Source organism: Streptomyces sp. NPDC043726, assembly GCF_056436565.1.
Genome location: NZ_JBWKCI010000011.1, coordinates 164,592 through 185,148, shown reverse-complemented (window position 1 = coordinate 185,148; position 20,557 = coordinate 164,592). Strand labels below are relative to the sequence as shown.

The window sequence follows — 20,557 nt, the reverse complement described above, 5'->3', positions numbered from 1 at the left end:
GCGTGCCACCCTGAGGGTGATCCGAGGGGGAGGGCGACGGCGTATGGGCGGCGCGCGAACGGACGGACGGACGGCCCGCGGGAAGGCGGCCGGCAAGGGCGAGAAGCTCGCCGACTGGGCCGACGGGCGGCTCGGGGTCTACACGCTCGGCAAAGGGATGCGCAAGGTCTTCCCCGACCACTGGTCCTTCATGCTCGGCGAGGTCTGCCTCTACAGCTTCGTCGTGCTGATCCTCACCGGCGTCTACCTGACGCTCTTCTTCGAGCCGAGCGGTGTCGAGGTCGTCTACCACGGCTCGTACGAACCACTCAACGGCGTGGTGATGACGCGGGCGTTCGAATCCACCCTGGACATCAGCTTCGACGTACGCGGCGGACTGCTGATCCGTCAGATGCACCACTGGGCCGCGCTGGTCTTCGTCACCGGCATGCTCGTGCACATGATGCGGGTGTTCTTCACCGGCGCCTTCCGCAAGCCCCGCGAGATGAACTGGGTGTTCGGCTGGCTGCTGTTGATGCTCGGCATCATCACCGGACTGACCGGCTACTCCCTCCCGGACGACCTGCTCTCCGGGACCGGCATCCGGTTCGCGCAGGGCGCCATCCTGTCGGTGCCGATCGTCGGGACGTATCTGTCGTTCTTCCTGTTCGGCGGGGAGTTCCCCGGCCACGACATCATCTCGCGGCTGTTCCCGATCCATGTGCTGCTGCTGCCGGGGATCATGCTGGGTCTGGTGGTCGCCCATGTGATCCTCGTCTGGTACCACAAGCACACGCAGTTCCCGGGCCCGGGCCGCGACCAGAGCAGGGTCACCGGCATGCCGCTGCTGCCGGTGTACATGGCCAAGGCGGGCGGCTTCTTCTTCCTGGTCTTCGGGGCGCTCGCGATCATGGGTGGGATCGCCCAGATCAACCCCGTGTGGGCCTTCGGGCCCTACCGTGCGGACCTGGTCACGACCGGCGCCCAGCCCGACTGGTACCTGGGCTTCTCCGAGGGCCTGATCCGGGTGATGCCGGGATGGGAGATCAGCGCCTGGGGCCACACCCTGGTGCTGGGCGTGTTCATCCCCTTCTCGCTCTTCCCGCTGATCCTGCTCGCCCTCGGGGTGTATCCGTTCGTCGAGGCGTGGATCACCGGCGACAAGCGCGATCACCACATCCTCGACCGGCCGCGCAACGTGCCCGTCCGCACCGGCCTCGGTGTGGCCTGGCTGACCCTGTACGTGGTGCTGCTGATCGGCGGCGGCAACGACATCGTGGCCACGCATCTGCATCTGTCCATCAACGCCATCACCTGGTTCGTCCGGGTGTCGGTCTTCGTCGGGCCCGTCGTCGCGTTCATGGTCACCAAACGGATCTGTCTCGGCCTCCAGCGCCGGGACCGCGACAAGGTGCTGCACGGCAGGGAGACCGGCACCATCAAACGGCTTCCGCACGGTGAGTACGTCGAGATCCACGAGCCCCTTACGCGGGCCCAGTTGCACACCCTGACCCAGCACGAGCAGCATCCGCCGTACGAGATCGGGCCGTTGGTCGACGGCAACGGCGTGCGGCGGCCGGTGAAGGGCTCGCAGCGGGTGCGGGCGCGCCTCGCGCGGGCGATGTTCGGGCCCGGGACGCGGATCCCGAAGCCGACGGCCGAGGAGTACCGGGAGATCACGAGCGGCGATCACCACCACTGAGCACCGCGCTGCGGCACTCGTCCGGGGTGCCCCAGGCGGTGCGCAGGGCGCGGGACTTGGTCAGCCACAGGGACAGGTCGCACTCCGCCGTGTAGCCGATCGCGCCGTGCAGCTGGAGCGCGGTGCGCGCGGTGGTGTACGCCGCTTCGCAGGCCGCGAGCTTGGCGGCGGCGAGGTCGGCGGGGGTGAGGGTGAGCGCGGCGCCGAGGACCAGGGGGCGGGCGAACTCCAGGGCGATCTTGGCGTCGGCCAGCCGGTGCTTGACGGCTTGGAACGAGCCTATGGGGGCGCCGAACTGGGTGCGCCGCTTGACGTGGCTCACGGTCTTGTCGAGCAGGGTGAGCCCGATGCCGAGGGCCTGGGCGGCGGTGGTGAGCCGGGCGAGGGCGAGGGCCTGTTCGGCGGGTGGGTCCTTCGCGAGGAGTTCGCCCTTCTCCAGGGGGGTGAGGCGGCGGGCCGGGTCGAGGGACGTGTGCACGGGTCCGTGTCCGGGGGAGCGGAACAGGCCGTCGGCGGTGAGGGTGAGGCGGAGGTCGGCCGCGTCACCGTCGAGGGCGTACGGGCTGCCGTACGCCACGGTCGCCATGGTCCCTTCGGCGAGGGCGCTCCCGCCCTCCGCGAGCAGGACGGCCGCCGTGACCGTCTCGACGAGCGGGCCGGGGACGGCGTACCGACCCAACTCGACGAACGCGAGCGCGAGTTCGACCGGCCTGGGCCCGACCCCGCCGTACTTCTCCGGTACGGCGAGTGCGAACACCCCGGCTTCGGCGACCCGTCCCCACAGCGCGCGTCCGCTCGCGTGCTCCCCGCGGCTCCAGTCCCGTGCGACGGCCGGGGTGTCCGCGGCGCCCAGCATCGCGTCCAGGGAGGCGACGAAGGCCCGCTGTTCTGTGTCGGGCAGGAAGCGCATCACCGGCGTCCCTTGGGCAGGCCCAGCAGGCGCTCGGCGATGATGTCCCGCTGTATCTCGTTCGTGCCGGCGTAGATCGGGCCCGCGAGTGCGAAGACGTAGCGCTCGGTCCAGTCCGGGTCCGGGTCCTCGCCCAGGAGGTCCAGCGCGGTCTCGTGCAGCGCGATGTCGTACTCGGACCAGAAGACCTTGTTCAGGCTGGACTCGGGGCCGATCCGCTCGCCGTCGAGGAAGCGGGAGGCGGCGGCGCAGGTGAAGAGTTGGTAGGCGCGGGCGCCGATCAGGGCGTCGGCGACGCGCTCGCGCGCCGAGGCCGGACTCCCCTTCTCCCGCCACAACGTCAGCAGCCGGTCCGCCGAGGCCAGGAAGCGGCCCGGGGAGCGCAGCATCAGCCCCCGCTCGTTGCCCGCCGTCGACATCGCGATCCGCCAGCCCTGCCCGGGCTCGCCGATCACGTCCTCGTCCGGCACGAACACCTCGTCCAGGAACAGCTCGGCGAAGGCGGGCTTCCCGTCGAGGCGGTGGATCGGGCGGACCGTGACACCGGGGGCGCGCAGGTCGAACATCAGGTAGGTCAGCCCCCGGTGGGGCTCGGCCGCGTCCGGGTCGCTGCGGAACAGGCCGAAGGCGCGGTCCGCGAAGGCGGCCCGCGAGGACCAGGTCTTCTGCCCGGACAGCAGCCAGCCGCCCTCCGTCCGCGTCGCCCTGGACCGCAGGGACGCCAGGTCCGAGCCCGCCTCCGGCTCCGACCAGGCCTGGGCCCACACCACCTCGCCCGACGCCATCGACGGCAGCACCCGGGCCCGCTGTTCCGCCGTACCGAAGTCGAAGAGCGTCGGCGCGAGGAGGTGGATGCCGTTCTGGCTCACCCGGCCCGGCGCCCCCGCCGCGTAGTACTCCTCCTCGAACAGCAGCCACTGCACCAGGCTCGCCGCGCGACCGCCGTACTCCCTCGGCCAGTTGACCGCCGACCAGCGGTCCGCGGCCAGTTCGGCCTCCCAGGCGCGGTGGGCCGCGAAGCCCTCCTCGGTCTCCAGGGAGGGCAGCGGCTCCGGCGGCACATGCGCGCGCAGCCACGCACGGGCCTCGGCGCGCAGGGCCGTCTCCTCCTCGGTGAACGTGAGATCCATCGGCCGCCGCTCCTTCCCTAACAAGTGTTTGGTAGGTTAGCGTGCCCCTATGACAGGCGTCGAGAGCCCGGCGTACGTCCCCGGGCACGGGCTGCTGAAAGGCCGTACCGCCGTCATCACGGCGGCCGCGGGCGCGGGCATCGGCGGGGCCACCGCGCGCCGGTTCCTGGAGGAGGGCGCGCGGGTGCTGATCAGCGACGCGCACGCGCGGCGGCTGAAGGAGCACGAGGCCGAACTCGGCCGGGAGTTCCCGGGGGCGGTGGCGGCCGCCGTGTGCGACGTCACCGACGAGGCCCAGGTGACGGCCCTGTTCGAGGCGGCGGTCGCGGAACACGGTCGGCTGGACGTCGTGGTCAACAACGCCGGGCTCGGGGGCACTTCGACGCTGGCCGAGATGACCGACGAACAGTGGTCGCGGGTGCTCGACGTGACGCTGAACGGCACCTTCCGGTGCACCCGGGCCGCCCTGCGCGGGATGCGCGGCACCGGCGGCGTGATCGTCAACAACGCCTCCGTCCTCGGCTGGCGCGCCCAGGCCGGGCAGGCGCACTACGCCGCCGCCAAGGCCGGCGTGATGGCGCTGACCCGGTGCGCGGCGATCGAGGCCGCGGAGTACGGGGTGCGCGTCAACGCGGTGGCGCCCAGCCTCGCCATGCATCCCCACCTCGCGAAGGTGACCTCGCCCGAACTGCTGGCGGAACTCACCGCGCGGGAGGCCCTCGGGCGGTACGCACAGCCCTGGGAGGTGGCCAACGTGATCGTGTTCCTGGCGTCCGGCTACTCGTCCTACCTGACCGGCGAGATCGTCTCCGTCAGCGGCCAGCACCCCTAGGACGACAATGGATCCGTGCCGACCAAGAAGAAGCCCCAGGTGACCGCCGCGCCCGCCCGGCGCCGCGAACTCCTCGACACCGCCGCCGAGGTCTTCGCCGAGCAGGGCTACAACGCCACCACCGTACGCAAGATCGCGGACCACGCGGGCATGCTCGCGGGCAGCCTCTATTACCACTTCGACTCCAAGGAGTCGATGCTGGAGGAGATCCTGCGCACCTTCCTCGACGAGCTGTGGGACGGCTACGACACCGTCCTGGGCGCCGAGCTGGGGCCGCGGGAGACCCTCGAAGCACTGGTCACCGAGTCCTTCCGGGAGATCGACCGGCACCGCGCCGCCGTCGCGATCTACCAGAAGGAGAGCAGACAGCTGGTGGCGCAGGAGCGGTTCGCGTTCCTCGCCGAGTCCCAGCGCAGGTTCGAGAAGGCGTGGCTGTCCACGCTGGAGCGCGGGGTTGCGGCCGAGGTGTTCCGGGCCGACCTCGACGTCCGGCTCACCTACCGGTTCGTCCGGGACACGGTGTGGGTCGCCGCGTCCTGGTACCGGCCCGGCGGACACCACAGCCCCGAGGAGATCGCCCGGCAGTACCTGTCGATGGTGCTGGACGGGATCGCCGTACGTATGTGACTCACTGCTGCCATTGGGGAGTTGTCATGGCCGAGGCCTACATCGTCGAAGCGGTACGGACGCCCGTGGGGCGGCGCGGGGGAGGCCTGAGCGGGGTCCATCCGGCCGATCTGGGCGCGCATGTGCTGAAGGAGCTGATGGCCCGCGCCGGCGCGGACCCGGCCGCCGTCGAGGACGTCGTGTTCGGCTGCCTGGACGCCGTCGGACCGCAGGCCGGGGACATCGCGCGGACCTGCTGGCTGGCGGCCGGGCTGCCCGAGGAGGTGCCCGGGGTGACCGTCGACCGGCAGTGCGGCTCCTCCCAGCAGGCCGTGCACTTCGCGGCACAGGGCGTACTCTCCGGCACCCAGGACCTGGTCGTGGCGGGCGGGGTGCAGAACATGTCGATGATCCCGATCGCCTACGCCACCCGGCAGGCCGCCGAGCCGCTGGGGCTCACCCAGGGCCCGTTCGCGGGCAGCGAGGGCTGGCAGGCGCGGTACGGGGGCAAGCCGGTGAACCAGTTCGTCGGCGCCGAGATGATCGCCGCGAAGTGGGGCATCAGCAGGCGGGACCAGGAGGAGTTCGCGCTGCGCTCGCACGAGCGGGCGGTGCGCGCGATCGACGAGGGGCGCTTCGACCGCGAGGTGGTGTCCTACGGCGCGGTCGTGGCCGACGAGGGCCCGCGCCGGGACACCTCGCTGGAGAAGATGGCCGCGCTGAAGCCGGTCGTGGAGGGGGGCACGATCAGCGCCGCCTGCTCCTCGCAGGTCTCCGACGGCGCGGCGGCCATGCTGCTCGCCTCCGAGCGGGCGGTGCGCGAGCACGGGCTGACGCCCCGCGCGCGGGTGCACCATCTCTCGGTGCGCGGCGAGGACCCGATCCGGATGCTCACCGCGCCCATACCGGCCACCGCGCACGCCCTGAAGAAGACCGGCATGACCATCGACGCCATCGACCTCGTCGAGATCAACGAGGCCTTCGCGCCGGTCGTCCTGGCCTGGCTGAAGGAGACCGGCGCGGACCCCGAGAAGGTCAACGTCAACGGCGGCGCCATCGCCCTCGGCCACCCCCTGGGCGCCACCGGCGTCCGCCTGATGACGACCCTCCTGCACGAACTGGAGCGCACCGGCGGCCGGTTCGGGCTGCAGACGATGTGCGAGGGCGGGGGTCAGGCCAACGTGACGATCATCGAGAGGCTCTCAGTGGCCGAGTGAGAAGCCGAGCACCACCCCCGCCGCCACCTGCACCATCCCCGGCGCGAGATCACCGGCCGAGGCACCGCCCCCGCCGCCGTGCCCGCGGTACTGACGGAACTCGTACGACTCGGCGTCCACGTCCTGGATGTGGATCACGGCACCGAGATGCACGCCCGCCGCCTCCGCGTAGACCTCGGCCTTGCGACGGGCGGCGGCCACCGCCCTGCGGCGCGCCTCGTCCCGCAGGGCGGGCTTGTCGTGGACGTCGAAGTCGACGCCGTCGATGCTGCGCGCACCGGCCTCCACCACGTCCACCAACAGCTGCTGGAGGTTGTCCAGCGTGTCGGTCTCGATGACGTACTGGGCCTCGCAGCGGTAACCGAGGAACTTACGGGTGCCGTTGGCATGGCCGTACTCCGAGCTGAGCCTCAGCCGGGAACCCGACACCGAGGCGTCCGGTATCCCGTGCGCGCGCAGCACCTCGCGCAGCCGGGTCACGGCCGCGCCCGCCTCATGGAACGCCTGGTCGGGCTCCGGCTCCAGTTCCTCCACGCCCAGCTTCACCCGGACCAGTTGCGGCTCCGCCCGCACACTGCCCGCACCGAAAACACTGATACCCCAAGGGTCCTTGATCGTCTCCGTCATGCGCGCATTGAAGCACCGCCCGCCGGCAGCGCGCCCAGAATTCGCGCGGCCTCGGCCATGATCCGCTCGACGAGTTCGGCGCAGGACGGCAGATCGTCGATGACCCCGGCGACCTGTCCGGACGCCATCACGCCGAGATCCGTACGGCCGTCCACCATCGACGCCTTCAGCAGCATCGGCGTGTTCGCGGCGAGCAGGACCTGGCTCCAGGTCAGCTCCCTGCCGTGCTTCAGCGCCAGTCCGTCCTGGATCATCCGGCGCCGGCTCAGCCCCGAGAGGCGCCGGAAGCCCGCGGCCCGCCGTACCGCCCGGAGCAGGGCCGTCGTACGGCCGGAGCGCTCGAGCGCGTCGACCAGTTCCGTGCGGAGCATGCGGTGCGGCAGGCCGTCGACGGCCGTGGTGACGGTGACGTCCTTGACCGTCGCCGCCAGGTACCGCGCCTTCACGGCGTCCGGGACCGTCGAGTCCGAGGTCAGCAGGAAGCGGGTGCCCATGGCGACGCCCGCCGCGCCGTAGGCCAGCGCCGCGACCAGGCCCCGCCCGTCGAAGAACCCGCCCGCGGCGACGACGGGGATCCGCACGGCGTCCACCACCTGCGGCAGCAGCACGGTCGTCGCCACCTCGCCGGTGTGTCCGCCGCCCTCCCCGCCCTGCACGATCACCGCGTCCGCGCCCCAGCCCGCCACCTTCTCGGCGTGGCGCCGGGCGCCCACGGTCGGGATCACCACCACGCCCGCCTCCTTGAGCCCGGCGATCAGCTCGGGGGAGGGGGCGAGGGCGAAAGAGGCGACCCGCACCCCCTCCTCGATGATCACCCGCACGCGATCGCCGGCGTCCGTGGCGTCCGCGCGGAGATTGACGCCGAAGGGCGCGTCCGTACGGGACTTGACCTCGCGGACCGCCTCGCGCAACCGGTCGACGGTCATGGTGGCGGAGGCCAGGATGCCGAGCGCGCCCGCGTTCGCCGTCGCGGAGACCAGGCGGGGGCCGGCGACCCAGCCCATGCCGGTCTGCACGATCGGGTGCCGGACGCCGACGAGGCGGGTCAGCGCGGTCTCCATCAGCGGTCGACCTCCCGCGCGCGGGTGTTCCCCGGGTCGATCACCTGGCGGATCAGACGCAGTTCGGCGGGATTGGGCTCGCGGGTGTACGGCACCTCGTCCGGGACCGTCAGCGCGAAGCCGGTCGCCTCCTGGACCTCCTCGACGCTCACTCCCGGGTGCAGCGAGGCCAGCCGCATCGAGTGGTCGGGGGTGGCGAAGTCGAAGACGCCGAGGTCGGAGACCACGCGCGGGATGCGGTGGTGACGGGCGCCCGCGGCACGGTCGTAGCCGACCCCGCACACCATGTCGACGCGCTCGACGAAGACCCGCCGGGAGTGCCGGGGGATCCAGTAACTGGTGGGGTTGTTCAGCGTGTTGACCGGCGCCCCGCGTACGCCGAGCAGTTGCCGCTCGGGCCGCGCCCAGTCCCCGATGCACGCGATGTTCTGGTTGCCGAAGCGGTCGATCTGGCTCGCGCCCATCATGACGTGGCGCTTGCCGCCGGTGACGAGGGTCAGGTGACGGCGGTACGGCAGCCAGCCCTCGACCGTGCCGTCCGCGGCGACGAGCATCGCCTCGCCGTCGGTGAGCAGCAGGTCGGGCGAGAAGGTGAGCCGGGCCAGCCGGGCGCCGACGGAGGGGATCAGGCCCATGGGGCTCGCGAGGACCTCCCCGGCGCCACGCCAGGCCTCGGCGCAGGCGATCACGCAGTACTCGGCGCGGGTGGCGGTCATGGCGTCCCCTCCCGGAGGTACCGCGCGGCGAACTCCGGCCAGGGCGTGCGGGCGTACTCCTTCTGTACGGCCTCGTCCCTGCCGTAGTCGGGCGCGCAGGACGTGAAGCGGGCGCCGCCGGGGGCCTCGATCACCCCGGTGACGCTGTGCCGTTGGATCAGCAGCGTCTGAGGCGCCCCCTCCTTCGCCAGTTCCGCTGTGTCGACGATCCGTTCGCAGGAGACGTAGGCCGTGTCCGCCGCCTCGCAGAACAGGTCGTCGAAGTAGGGGTCGGGGCCCAGGTACTGGCCGTTGCCGAGACGGTCGGCGCGGTTGACGTGGACCAGGGCCGCGTCGAGGCGGAGGGCCGGCGCGGCGACGAAGGTCTCGCCGTCGTCGTACGGCGAAGTGACCGTCCGCAGGCCCGGGTTGACCCGCATGACGTCCGAACCGACGGCGGTGCGCACCGGCAGGAACGGCAGCCGGTTGGCGGCCGCGCGCAGTCCCCACAGGAACATCGCCTCGTCGAGTTCGGTCAGTTCGAGGCCGCCGCGCTCGCGGGCCGCGCGGTAGTGCGGTTCGAGGGGGATCGAGTCGAGGGTGACGAAGGGGGCGACCAGGCGGCGGATCCGGCCGGCGGCGGCCAGCATGCCGACGTCGGGGCCGCCGCAGGAGACGACCGTCAGATCGGTGATCCCGGCCCGGAGCACTGCCTTCACCAGGGCCATCGGCTTGCGGCGGGAGCCCCAGCCGCCGATGCCGAGGGTCATGCCGTCGCCGAGCCGGGAGGCGACCTCGTCGGGGGTCATGGTCTTGTCGGCCACCTCAGTCACCGTCCTCCGCGCGGGACCCGAAGGCGTCCCGCACCCGGGCGCCCACGCCGCTGACGCTCGCCTCGTAGGTGAAGCCCTGCTCGTAGCGGTAGGCGCGGTGGACGTCGACGGGGTCGATGCCGTTGATGGCCGCCTTGGCCAGGCGCAGCAGCTCGCCGTCCTTGGCCGCGATGTCGCCGGCCAACTCCAGCGCCGCCTGGCGAAGTTGTTCGCGCGGCACGACCCGCCACACCGAGCCGTGCCGGTGCAGCTCGGCGGCGGTCGCGGTGCGGGAGGTGAAGTACAGGGTCCGCATGAGGTGCTGGGGGACGAGCCGGGCGAGGTGGGTGGCGGCGCCCAGGGCTCCCCGGTCCAGCTCGGGCAGTCCGAAGGTGGCGTCCTCGCTGGCCACGATCGCGTCGGCGTTCCCGACGAGCCCGATGCCCCCGCCCAGGCAGAACCCCTGCACGGCGGCGACGACGGGGACCTCGCAGTCGTACACGGCCGAAAAGGCCGCGAAGCAGGCCCGGTTGGCGCCGAGGAGCGCGTCCTGGCCGCGGCTCTGGATCTCCTTGATGTCCACGCCCGCGTTGAACCCCCGGCCCGCGGCGGCCAGGACCACACACCGTGTCCCCGGGTCGCGGCCGGCCGCGCGGATCGCGTCGGCGAGCGCGAACCAGCCGGTCACCGGCAGGGCGTTGACGGGTGGATGGTCGACCGTGACGAGACGGATCCCCTTTTCCGGGGACGAGGTGGAGACACTCATGGGCGCATCAGCTACCTTCCACCTAACGTTTGTTAGGTGGAAGGTAGCAGCGGATGGAGCTCAACGGAAAGCTCGCCGTCGTCACCGGCGGCACGCGCGGCGTCGGCGCCGGCATCGCCCGCGCCTTCGTCGAGGCGGGGGCGGAGGTGGTGGTGTGCGCGCGCAAGGCGCCGGAAGTGCCGCTTGAGGGAACCGAGTTCAGGGCGCTGGACGTGCGGGACTCCGCGTCGGTGGGCCGCTTCTTCGCTGAACTCCCGCGGCTGGACGTGCTCGTGAACAACGCGGGCGGCACCCCGTACCGGCTGCTCGCCGAGGCGGACGCCGAGCGGCACGCGCGCGTGCTGGAACTGAACCTCACCGCCCCGCTGACGGTCTCGCTCGCCGCGTATCCGCTGCTGCGGCGGGCCCGGGGGAGCGTGGTGATGATCGGCAGCGTCAGCGGCGGCCGGCCCTCGCCGGGCTCGGCCGCGTACGGGGCGGCGAAGGCGGGCCTGGAGAGCCTCGCACGCTCGATGGCGGTGGAGTGGGCGCCGGAGGTCCGCGTCAACACGCTGGTGGTCGGGATGGTCCGCACCGAGCTGGCGCATCTGCACTACGGCGACGAGGAGGGCGTGGCCGCGGTGTCCCGCACGGTCCCGCTCGGGCGGCTGGCCGAGCCGGCGGACGTGGGCGCGGCGGCGGTGTTCCTCTCCTCGGCAGCGGCCGCCTATGTCACGGGGGCGAACCTCGCGCTGCACGGCGGCGGGGAGCGGCCTGCCTTTCTGGCCGCGGCGGGGCGGGGATCGGCAGCGGATGCGGGGCTTGGGCTGGTGCGGGGTTCGGCCAGTGATGCGGGGCTTGGGCTGGTGCGGGGTTCGGCCAGTGATGCGGGGCTTGGCAAGTGATGCGGGAATCGACACCTGATGCGGGACTCGCCGACTGACGCGGGAATCGGCAACTGCTGACCAAGGGAGCTGAGATGACCGGAATCTGCGACGGGCGGGTCGTCGTCGTCACCGGTGCGGGCCGGGGCCTGGGCCGCGCCCACGCGCTCGCCTTCGCGGCGGAGGGGGCGCGAGTGGTCGTGAACGACCTGGGCGTCGGTCTGGACGGCACCGGCACCCCGGGTGCGGACGGCCCGGCGGCTCGGGTGGTCGCGGAGATCCGGGACGCGGGGGGCGAGGCGGTGGCCCACGGCGGCGACATCGCGACGTCGCAGGGAGCGGCCTCGCTGATCCGTACGGCTCTGGAGACCTATGGGCGCCTGGACACGCTGGTCAACAACGCCGGGTTCCTGCGGGACCGGATGCTGGTGAACCTGGACGAGGAGGAGTGGGACGCGGTGATCCGCGTCCACCTCAAGGGCCACTTCCTGCCCCTCAAGCACGCGGCGGCCCACTGGCGCGCGGAGGCCAAGGCGGGCCGCGTCCCGACCGCGAGGGTCGTCAACACCAGCAGCGGAGCAGGCCTGTTGGGCGCGGTGGGGCAGGGCAACTACAGCGCGGCGAAGGCGGGGGTGGTGGCCCTGACCCTGGTGGCGGCGGCGGAACTCTCCCGGTACGGCGTCCAGGTCAACGCCATCGCCCCGGCGGCGAGGACGCGCATGACGGAACGAACCTTCGCCGACACGATGGCCGCCCCCGAAACCGGCTTCGACGCGATGGCCCCGGAGAACGTGTCCCCGCTGGTGGTGTGGCTGGGCTCGCCCGAGAGCGCCGGTGTGACGGGCCGCGTCTTCGAGGCGGAGGCGGGCCGCATCACGGTGATGGACGGCTGGCGCAGGGGACCGAGCGCCGACAAGGGGGCGCGGTGGGGAGCGGGGGAGGCGGGGGGGACGGTACGCAAGCTGCTGGGGGAGGCGGAACAACCTCTGCCGGTGTACGGGGGGTGAGTGCAGTTTCCTACGTGTCGCATTCAAGAACCGTCCGGCACAGCCCGCACCGAGCCCGCACCCTCCCCCGCACCGGCACCCGAATCCGCTGATGGCACGTCGGGCAGGGGAACGACACCCGCAACCCCCCACCATCCGGGCTGAACGTGTACGGCGCTCCCGGCGCCGGCCCGCCCGCGTGCCGCCGGTCCCGCGCGTACCGCCGCCGCCCCGCCCACCCCGCCGCCGTCAGCGGAGGCTGCTGCTCATCGCGCCGCGCCTCCGCGAGGCCCTTGCCGTACGCCGTGTAGGCCTGCGGACTGGTGAACCACACCGAGGGGTCCTCCCCGAACACCAGCGCCCGCTTGGCCAGCACGTACCCGAACTCCTCCGGCGTCAGATACCCCAGCTTCTGCGACGACGCCCCGTCCTCCCGGTACGCGTCCAGCAGCAGCCACCCGGCACCCAGGTACGTCGTCGCCGTGTCGGTCAGGATCTCGTTGTCCCGCGTGCCCGGGAACGACAGGTCCAGCCGGTGCAGGTACACATGCATGATCTCGTGCGCCAGCGCCGCCCCGATGTCCCGCCGATGCGTCCGGAACCGGTCGTTCAGCTCGACGAAGTACTCAGGTCCCGCGGCGAGTTCGACGTTCGCCGCATGCGTCATCTCGCGGAAGCTCACGATGATCCGCGCGTCCGGCAGCCGGTAGTGCCGCACCAGCTCCCGGGCCACCCGCTGGGTCCCCAGATACAGGTCGTCGGTGTCGCAGAAGGCGACGTCGGCGGGGACCACGCTGCTCGCGAAGGTCTGGATGGTGTCGTAGGACAGCCGCTTGTACAGCGCCGTGATCGCCGCCCGCACCGTCTCCAGGTGTGGGTAGCCGTGCTCGACCGGTCCGCCGTTCGCCACGTCCGAACCCCCAAGACGCCTGAACCCGAATCCACTCTACGGGGATGTGAGGGATATTTCCGCGCCTGGGTTCCATCGCCGGTACGTGAGATCCGTCCTTGTCATGCCCCCTCCTTGATCTTCATACTGCGGGCCGCCCAACCCCTCACGAAAGGACATGCGTTGACCCTTAACGCGCCCAAGAGAATCGGCGGCCTGTCCCTGGCCAAGAAGGCCGCGGCAGCCGGTGCCGTCGCCCTCGCCGTGGCGTCCCTCCAGCCGGTGAGCGCGGCCCAGGCCGCCGACACGCGCGTCGTAGGTGGAACGCCCGCGGCGCAGAACGAGTTCCCCTTCATGGTCCATCTCTCGATGGGCTGCGGCGGGGCGCTCTACAAGAAGGACATCGTCCTGACCGCCGCCCACTGCATGGACGGCTCCGGCAACAACACCAGCATCACGGTCACCGCGGGTGTCAACGACCTCAACTCCTCCGCGGCGATCAAGGTCAAGTCGAAGAAGGTCAAGGTGGCGCCGGGCTACGACGGCACCGGCAAGGACTGGGCGCTGATCAAGCTCGCCAAGCCGATCGACAAGCCCACGCTGAAGATCGCCACCACGGACCGCTACAACCGCGGCATGTTCACGATCGCGGGCTGGGGCGACACGCGGGAGGGTGCCGGCACCGGCACCACCAAGCTGCGCAAGGCCACCGTGCCGTTCGTCGCGGACCGTGTCTGCAAGCGTCACTACGGCAACCGTCTGGTGGCCAAGGAGGAGATCTGCGCCGGCTGGACGCGCGGCGCGATCGACACCTGCCAGGGTGACTCCGGTGGCCCGATGTTCCGCAAGGACGACGCCGGCAAGTGGATCCAGGTCGGCATCGTCAGCTGGGGTGACGGCTGCGCCCGCGCGGGCGTGCCCGGCGTCTACACCCAGGTGAACACGTTCGCCGCCGACATAGCCCGGGCCGCGTCCGCCCTCTAGGCGCGCGGCCGGGAACAGGTGAGCCGCGGGCTCTCTCGGAGGAGGCCCGCGGCTCACTCATGCGCCCGCGCCCTCACACCCCCCGGCGGCAGGGGCCCACGCCCTCACACCCCCCGGCGGCAGGGGCCCGCGCCCTCACACCCCCCGCAGCAGGGGCGCCCGCGTGGACGCCTCCTCGCACTCCAGCACCCACACGTCGTTCTCCCCCTCGCGCAGCACCGGGCCCGGCACGAACAGCGCCGTCTGCGGCCCTGCCGACCAGTACCGGCCCAGATCGAAGCCGTTCACCCAGACGAACCCCCTTGTCCAGCCCGGCAGTTCCAGCAGCGCGTCCCCGGCTCCCCGGACGGCCACCGAACCCCGGTAGAGTCCCGGCGCGGTCGTCCCGTCGAGCTCCCGGAACGGCACCGCCGACACGTCGTCCAGGTCGTCCAGCCGCAGCCCACGCGCGCGTACGTCATGCAGATACTGCCGCTCGTGCAGGATCCCCCCGGTGATCCCCTTGGGCTCCCCGCAGCGCGGCCCGTAGTTGACCCGCCCCAGCGACTCCACCCACAGCTCCACGCGCGCGTGCCCGGCGACGGGCTCCTTGAGCCGCTCGTCCTCCTCGGTGAGCACCCCGGCCCGCTCCCCGTCGACGTACACCACCGCCCGGTCCCGCAGCCCGCGCGCGATCAGCGGATACGGCTGCCGCGGCCCCGGCACGGTCACCTCGTAGCGCACCAGACCTCGGTCGACGTCCAGCTCCTCGAAGGTCGGCGGCACGGGAGCAGACACCTCGGGGCCCCCACGCGCCTGGAGTACGGCCTTCAGCGGCGCCCAGGCGGTCAGGCGGGCCTCGGCGGGGGCGCCCAGCGCGGCGGGCGGCGGCGGGGGCTCGGGGAGGGGGCCCTCGGCGTACTCGGCGAGCACCTCGCGGAAGGCCCAGAACTTGGGCGTGGGGCGCCCGTACTCGTCGACCGGGGCGTCGTAGTCGTAGGACGTCACGTCGGGCTCCAGCGGCCCGTCGTGCAGCTCGCCGCCGCCCCGGTTGGCGCCCGCCCAGCCCGCGAAGCTGGTGCCGCCGTGCGCCATGTACAGATTGACCGAGGCCCCGCAGTCCAGGATCTCCCGCAGTGCCGCGGCGGCGTCCCGGGGATCCCGTACGACGTGTTCGGCCCCCCAGTGGTCGAACCAGCCGCACCAGAACTCCATGCACATGAGCGGACCGTCCGGCCGGTGCCGGCGCAGGGCCTGGAACGCCTCCCGCGCGTGGGAGCCGAAGTTCACCGTCGCCAGGACCCCCGGCACCGAGCCGCCGGAGAGCATGTGGTCCTCCGGGCCGTCCGAGGTGAACAGCGGGACCGAGACGCCCTCCGCGCGCAGCAGCTTGGCGAGCCGTTGCAGGTACCGCGCGTCGGAGCCGTAGCTGCCGTACTCGTTCTCGACCTGGACCATGATCACCGGGCCACCGCGGTCGATCTGCCGGGCGACCACCTGAGGGAGCAGCTCACGGAACCAGCGCTCCACCGGGCGGAGAAAACGCTCGTCACGCGTGCGTGCGTGGCCCGGCACCCAGTGCGGCAGCCCGCCGTTCTCCCACTCGGCGCAGATGTACGGGCCCGGCCGGACGATCGCCCACAGCCCCGCCTGCCGGGCCGCGTCCAGGAACCGGCCGAGCGCCGCCACGTCCCGGAACTCGCCGGGCCGGGGCTCGTGCAGGTTCCACGGCACGTATGTCTCGACGCAGTTGAGGCCCATCGCCCGCAGCATCCCGAGCCGGTGCCCCCACTGCGTCTCGTGCACCCGGAAGTAGTGCAGCGCGCCGGACAGCAGCCGCACCGGCCGCCCGTCCAGCAGGAAGTCCGTGTGCCCCACGGTGAACTCGCTCATGCCGCCACCCTCGCCTCTGGCGCAGGTCAGGGTCCATGGACAAAGATCGGCGCTGCTTGGACGAACGACAACCGGCACGACGACCGGCACGACCACCGACACGACCACCGACACGACGACCGAAGGACGGAGAGGGGGCCCGGATGTACCACACCTGGATGCGCTTCTTCACGCCCGGACCCGCCCACCACCGCCTCGGCCTGGTCTGCCTCGGCGTCGGCCTCCAGTACGGCGTCCTGCCCCCCGTCGGCCCGCGCACCCTCGCCCATCACGTCGCCGTGGTCATCAGCTCGGGCGGCGGCTGGTACCGCAGCCCCGACGGCCGCCGTACCGCCGTCTCCGCGCCCGCCCTGCTGTGGCTCACCCCGGGCGTCCCGCACCACTACGGCCCCGACCCCGCCACCGGCTGGGACGAGGGGTTCGTCGACTTCACCGGGCCCGCGACGACGACGTACACCGAACTCGGCTACATCGAACCGGACCGCCCCGTGGTGCCCCTCTCGGACGCCGCCGCCCCGCGCGGGGTGATCACCCGCATCGCGCGCGCCGCCCGCCGCGACAACCCGCTGCTGGAGGTCGAGACCGCGGCCGGCGTCCACGAGCTGCTCGTCGCCCTGCGCCGCGCCCGCGCGGACCTCGCCCCCGACGGCGACCAGGTCCTCAAGGCCCTCGCGCGGGACGCCTGCACCCCGATGACCGTCGCCGACCACGCCGCCCGGCACGGCATGACCCCGGCCGAACTGCGCACCGCCGTCCGCCGGGGCGCCGGATGCAGCCCCAAGGACTATCTCCTCGGCATCCGGCTCGGCCGCGCCAAGGAACTCCTGGCCGGCACCGAACTGCCCGTCGCGGCCGTCGCCCGCCGCGTCGGGTACGACGATCCGGCCTATTTCTCCCGCCTGTTCACCCGCCGCGTCGGCATGCCCCCGGTCCGCTTCCGCGCCCAGCAGGGCCGTACCGTCCCCGGCGGCTGGAGCGATCGGATCCCGCCGCCGGACGATCCGCCGATGATCGAGCGCGCCCCGGAGCCGTAGGGTGGTCGCCCATGACCACCAGCAACACCGGAACCGGTGACGTCGACCCCGCCGTCCGCGAGGAGCTCGCGCGGCTGCGCGACAGCATCGACAACATCGACGCCGCCGTCGTCCACATGCTCGCCGAGCGCTTCAAGTGCACCCAGCAGGTCGGCCACCTCAAGGCCGCGCACCAGCTGCCGCCCGCCGACCCGGCCCGCGAGGCCCGGCAGATCGACCGGCTGCGCACCCTCGCCGAGAACGCCAAGCTCGACCCGGCCTTCGCCGAGAAGTTCCTGAACTTCATCATCGCCGAGGTGATCAGACACCACGAGAGCATCGCCGAGACCGCCGAGAACACGGTCAACGGCGCCGCGTCCACGGCGAAGTGAACCACCGAGGGCGTGACACGGCCGCCCGCGGAGGGGCATGCTGCGCTGTGCACTCTTTGTCAGTCGACGGGCACACCCCGTCAGGGTCACGGACATAAGCTGGTTGTCCCATGCGGGAGGGACGTCGGGCCATGCCCTCGGATGCCAAGATCCTCATCGTCGACGACCACGAGGACACGCTGTACGCCCTGGAGAGCGCCCTGGCCCCCCTGGGCTACCAGCTCAGCCGCGCCACCAACGGTGACGAGGCGCTCAAGCAGGTGCTGCGCGGGCAGGTGGGACTCCTCCTGCTGGACGTGCGCATGCCCGGCGTCAGCGGCCTGGACGTGGTGCGCTACATGCGGCGCCTGGAACAGACCCAGCACATTCCGGTCATCCTGCTCACGGGTTTCGGTCAGGATCAGGAACTGACCTCCGCCGCCTTCGGGCTGGGCGTCGCGGACCTCGTGATGAAACCCATCGACCCCTGGACGTTACGCACCAAGGTCCGCTACCTCTACGACGCCCACCGCCGCCACCGCGCCCTGGAGCAGGAAGTGCGCGAACTGCGCGCCCTCGTCAAGGGCCGGAGCGACACCGGCGGGCCCGTCCTGCCCCACCCCGACCCCCGCGTCCCCTCCCAGCGCGACACCTCCGGCGCCCGCCCGGCGCAGGACCGGACATAGGCCGCGTACCGGCCCGCCCCTGTGACTTGTCAGTGCCATCAGGCAGCATGTCGTTCATGTCCGTACTGACGCGCAACGAAGCGCAGGCCCGTGCCCAGCTCCTCGACGTCCGCAGCTACACGATCGAACTCGATCTGACCACCGGGGACGAGACCTTCGACTCCCTGACCGTCGTCCGGTTCGCCACGCGCGCCGACGCGGACACCTTCGTCGAGGTCAAGCCCGCGGAACTGCGCTCGGTCACGCTCGACGGACAGCCCCTCGACCCGGAGACCCTGGACGGCAACCGGCTGCCCCTGAAGAACCTCACCGCCGGCGAGCACGAACTGCGCGTCGAGGCCGCCATGCGCTACTCCCGCACCGGCGAGGGCATGCACCGCTTCACCGACCCCAGCGACGGCGAGACCTACGTCTACACCCAGCTGTTCATGGACGACGTCCAGCGCGTCTTCGCCGCCTTCGACCAGCCCGATCTCAAGTCCGTCTTCGAGCTGTCCGTCAAGGCCCCCGAGGGCTGGACCGTCCTCGCCAACGGCGTCACCGAGCACACCGACGGCGTCTGGAAGGGCGCGCCCACCCCGCTGATCTCCACCTACCTCGTCGCCGTCGCCGCGGGCCCCTGGCACTCGGTCACCACCGAACACCGCGGACTGCCCTTCGGCCTGCACTGCCGCCGCTCCCTCGCCCCCTACCTGGACGCGGACACGGACGAGCTGTTCGAGATCACCAAGCAGTGCTACGACCGCTACCACGAGAAGTTCGACGAGCCCTACCCCTTCGACTCCTACGACCAGGCGTTCGTCCCCGAGTTCAACGCCGGAGCCATGGAGAACCCGGGCCTGGTCACCTTCCGCGACGAGTTCGTCTACCGCTCCGCCGTCACCGACACCGAGCGCCAGACCCGCGCCATGGTCATCGCCCACGAGATGGCCCACATGTGGTTCGGCGACCTCGTCACCCTGCGCTGGTGGGACGACATCTGGCTGAACGAGTCCTTCGCCGAGTACATGGGCTACCAGACCCTCACCGAGGCCACCCGCTTCACCGACACCTGGACCGACTTCGGAGTCGTCCGCAAGGGCTGGGGCTACGACGCCGACCAGCGCCCCTCCACCCACCCCGTCGCCCCCGAGGCCGTCGACGACACCGCCTCCGCGCTGCTCAACTTCGACGGCATCTCCTACGCCAAGGGCGCCTCCGCGCTGCGCCAGCTCGTCGCCTGGCTCGGCGAGAAGGACTTCCTCGCCGGCATCAACACCCACTTCGAGCGGCACAAGTTCGCCAACGCCACCCTCGCCGACTTCATCGACTCCCTCGCCGCCCACACCGACCGGGACGTCCACGCCTGGGCCGACGCCTGGCTGCGCACCACCGGCGTCGACACCCTCACCCCGCGCGTGACGCCCGGCGAGGACGGCACCTACACCCTGGACGTCGAGCGCACCGGCAGCCGCCCGCACCGCATCGCCGTCGGCCTCTACGACCTGGACGTCGCCGACGAGGGCCGCCGCCTCGTCCTGCGCGAGCGGATCGGCCTCGACGTCCCGCAGACCGAGCCGCAGCCCATCGGCAAGCGTCCCGCGCTGCTCCTGCTCAACGACGGCGATCTCTCCTACGCCAAGGTCCGCTTCGACCCCGAGTCCTTCGAGGGCGTCGTCACGGCCCTGTCCCGGCTGCCCGAGCCACTCAGCCGCGCGGTGGTGTGGAACGCGCTCAGGGACGCCGTCCGGGACGGTGAACTGCCCGCCGGCGCCTACCTGGAGACCGCCCGCACCCACCTGCCGCACGAGACGGACCTCGCCCTCGTCCAGGGCGTCCTCGCCTTCGCCTCCGCACAGGTCGCCGACCGCTACCTCGCGCCCGAGGAGCGCCCGGCCGCGCTGGCCACCCTCTCCGACCTCTGCCGCGACCTCATCCGCCGCACCGAGGACGGCGACCACCCCGGCCTGCGGCTCATCGCCGTACGCCACTTCATCGACGTCGCCGCGCACGCCGAGTCCCTCACGGCCTGGCTGGCCGAGGGCACCGTGCCCGGCGGGCCCGAGCTCGACCCCGAGCTGCGCTGGCGCATCCTGTCCCGGCTCGCGGTCCTCGGCGAGACCGACGAGACCGCCATCGCCGCCGAGCTGGAACGCGACCCGAGCGCCACCGGCCAGGAGGGCGCCGCCCGCTGCCGCGCGGCCCTGCCGGACGCGGAGGCGAAGGCCCGCGCGTGGGAGGCCATGTTCACCACGGACGACCTGTCGAACTACCTCTTCACCGCCACGGCCCAGGGCTTCTGGCAGCCCGAACAGGCCGATCTCTCACGGCAGTACGTGCCGCGCTTCTACACCGACGCGGTAGCCGTGGCGGCCCGCAGGGGCCCCGCCATCGCGGACGTGATCGGCCGCTGGGCGTTCCCCGTGTACGCGGTGGACGGCGAGACCCTCAGCCTGGGCGAGGCCTGTCTGCGCGACGGGGACCCGATCCCGGCCCTGCGCCGCAAGCTGGTGGACCAACTGGACGACCTGGCGAGGGCGTTGCGGGTGAGGCGGGCCTGATCCCTCTTTCGGGTTC

Annotated in this window: 20 protein-coding genes; 11 read left to right on the top strand and 9 right to left on the bottom strand. The window is 72.1% G+C overall.

What is annotated here, in order from left to right:
* Positions 1-43 precede the first annotated feature (43 nt).
* The gene (qcrB, locus tag AC068Z_RS30305) at positions 44-1,681 is read left to right on the top strand and encodes a cytochrome bc1 complex cytochrome b subunit (RefSeq protein ID WP_478562562.1); all 1,638 of its coding nucleotides are present in this window, start codon (positions 44-46) and stop codon (positions 1,679-1,681) included.
* Here qcrB and AC068Z_RS30300 read toward each other — a convergent pair.
* Both AC068Z_RS30300 and AC068Z_RS30295 read right to left on the bottom strand, forming a co-directional pair.
* A complete protein-coding gene (locus tag AC068Z_RS30300; RefSeq protein ID WP_478562559.1) occupies positions 1,656-2,591 on the bottom strand; it encodes an acyl-CoA dehydrogenase family protein in 936 nt (311 codons plus the stop codon). The genes qcrB and AC068Z_RS30300 overlap by 26 nt on opposite strands.
* On the bottom strand, positions 2,591-3,721 hold the full coding sequence (locus tag AC068Z_RS30295; protein ID WP_478562556.1) for an acyl-CoA dehydrogenase family protein: 1,131 nt from the start codon (positions 3,719-3,721) through the stop codon (positions 2,591-2,593). Before AC068Z_RS30295 ends, AC068Z_RS30300 begins: the two co-directional genes overlap by 1 nt.
* Before the next feature lie 49 nt (positions 3,722-3,770).
* Here AC068Z_RS30295 and AC068Z_RS30290 point away from each other — a divergent pair, with 49 nt between their 5' ends.
* From AC068Z_RS30290 to AC068Z_RS30280, 3 genes are read left to right on the top strand one after another with little or no spacing between them, the layout of a single operon-like run.
* Entirely contained in the window at positions 3,771-4,553 is a 783-nt protein-coding gene (locus AC068Z_RS30290; protein WP_478562553.1) for an SDR family oxidoreductase, read from the top strand.
* 15 nt (positions 4,554-4,568) lie between these two features.
* The gene (locus tag AC068Z_RS30285) at positions 4,569-5,180 is read left to right on the top strand and encodes a TetR/AcrR family transcriptional regulator (protein WP_451725597.1); all 612 of its coding nucleotides are present in this window, start codon (positions 4,569-4,571) and stop codon (positions 5,178-5,180) included.
* Positions 5,181-5,206: 26 nt separating this feature from the next.
* Positions 5,207-6,376, top strand: a complete 1,170-nt coding sequence (locus AC068Z_RS30280) for an acetyl-CoA C-acetyltransferase (protein WP_478562548.1) — start codon at positions 5,207-5,209, stop codon at positions 6,374-6,376.
* Here AC068Z_RS30280 and AC068Z_RS30275 read toward each other — a convergent pair.
* The 5 genes from AC068Z_RS30275 to AC068Z_RS30255 are packed head-to-tail and all read right to left on the bottom strand — an operon-like array spanning position 6,362 to position 10,337.
* Positions 6,362-7,003, bottom strand: a complete 642-nt coding sequence (locus AC068Z_RS30275; protein WP_478562545.1) for an SIMPL domain-containing protein — start codon at positions 7,001-7,003, stop codon at positions 6,362-6,364. The genes AC068Z_RS30280 and AC068Z_RS30275 overlap by 15 nt on opposite strands.
* The gene (locus AC068Z_RS30270; protein WP_478562542.1) at positions 7,000-8,064 is read right to left on the bottom strand and encodes an NAD(P)H-dependent flavin oxidoreductase; all 1,065 of its coding nucleotides are present in this window, start codon (positions 8,062-8,064) and stop codon (positions 7,000-7,002) included. The genes AC068Z_RS30275 and AC068Z_RS30270 overlap by 4 nt, the downstream gene beginning before the upstream one ends.
* Entirely contained in the window at positions 8,064-8,780 is a 717-nt protein-coding gene (locus tag AC068Z_RS30265) for a CoA-transferase subunit beta (protein WP_478562539.1), read from the bottom strand. Before AC068Z_RS30265 ends, AC068Z_RS30270 begins: the two co-directional genes overlap by 1 nt.
* Positions 8,777-9,583 (bottom strand): CoA transferase subunit A, encoded by an 807-nt coding sequence (locus tag AC068Z_RS30260; protein ID WP_478562536.1) that lies wholly within the window; start codon positions 9,581-9,583, stop codon positions 8,777-8,779. The genes AC068Z_RS30265 and AC068Z_RS30260 overlap by 4 nt, the downstream gene beginning before the upstream one ends.
* Before the next feature lies 1 nt (position 9,584).
* Complete coding sequence (locus AC068Z_RS30255) at positions 9,585-10,337, bottom strand: enoyl-CoA hydratase family protein (RefSeq protein ID WP_478562533.1); 753 nt, start codon at positions 10,335-10,337, stop codon at positions 9,585-9,587.
* Between the two features lie 53 nt (positions 10,338-10,390).
* Between AC068Z_RS30255 and AC068Z_RS30250 the strand changes: the two genes are divergently transcribed.
* The gene (locus tag AC068Z_RS30250) at positions 10,391-11,221 is read left to right on the top strand and encodes an SDR family oxidoreductase (RefSeq protein WP_478562530.1); all 831 of its coding nucleotides are present in this window, start codon (positions 10,391-10,393) and stop codon (positions 11,219-11,221) included.
* A gap of 74 nt (positions 11,222-11,295) precedes the next feature.
* Entirely contained in the window at positions 11,296-12,207 is a 912-nt protein-coding gene (locus AC068Z_RS30245) for an SDR family oxidoreductase (protein ID WP_478562527.1), read from the top strand.
* Between the two features lie 10 nt (positions 12,208-12,217).
* Here AC068Z_RS30245 and AC068Z_RS30240 read toward each other — a convergent pair whose 3' ends face one another.
* Complete coding sequence (locus AC068Z_RS30240) at positions 12,218-13,096, bottom strand: hypothetical protein (RefSeq protein WP_478562525.1); 879 nt, start codon at positions 13,094-13,096, stop codon at positions 12,218-12,220.
* Positions 13,097-13,258: 162 nt separating this feature from the next.
* Between AC068Z_RS30240 and AC068Z_RS30235 the strand changes: the two genes are divergently transcribed.
* Positions 13,259-14,059, top strand: a complete 801-nt coding sequence (locus AC068Z_RS30235) for a S1 family peptidase (RefSeq protein WP_478562522.1) — start codon at positions 13,259-13,261, stop codon at positions 14,057-14,059.
* Positions 14,060-14,194: 135 nt separating this feature from the next.
* Here AC068Z_RS30235 and AC068Z_RS30230 read toward each other — a convergent pair whose 3' ends face one another.
* Positions 14,195-15,931, bottom strand: a complete 1,737-nt coding sequence (locus tag AC068Z_RS30230) for a glycoside hydrolase family 35 protein (RefSeq protein ID WP_478562519.1) — start codon at positions 15,929-15,931, stop codon at positions 14,195-14,197.
* Positions 15,932-16,074: 143 nt separating this feature from the next.
* On the opposite strand from AC068Z_RS30230, the gene AC068Z_RS30225 reads away from it, so the two are divergent.
* The 4 genes from AC068Z_RS30225 to pepN all read left to right on the top strand — a co-directional run bounded on the left by AC068Z_RS30225 (position 16,075) and on the right by pepN (position 20,541).
* Positions 16,075-16,965, top strand: a complete 891-nt coding sequence (locus AC068Z_RS30225; protein WP_478562516.1) for a helix-turn-helix domain-containing protein — start codon at positions 16,075-16,077, stop codon at positions 16,963-16,965.
* Between the two features lie 11 nt (positions 16,966-16,976).
* On the top strand, positions 16,977-17,336 hold the full coding sequence (locus AC068Z_RS30220; protein WP_478562513.1) for a chorismate mutase: 360 nt from the start codon (positions 16,977-16,979) through the stop codon (positions 17,334-17,336).
* Positions 17,337-17,467: 131 nt separating this feature from the next.
* Positions 17,468-18,001: a response regulator gene (locus AC068Z_RS30215; RefSeq protein ID WP_478562510.1), complete on the top strand. Its 534-nt coding sequence runs from the start codon at positions 17,468-17,470 to the stop codon at positions 17,999-18,001.
* 56 nt (positions 18,002-18,057) lie between these two features.
* Complete coding sequence (gene pepN, locus AC068Z_RS30210) at positions 18,058-20,541, top strand: aminopeptidase N (protein WP_478562507.1); 2,484 nt, start codon at positions 18,058-18,060, stop codon at positions 20,539-20,541.
* The last annotated feature ends 16 nt before the right edge of the window (positions 20,542-20,557 follow it).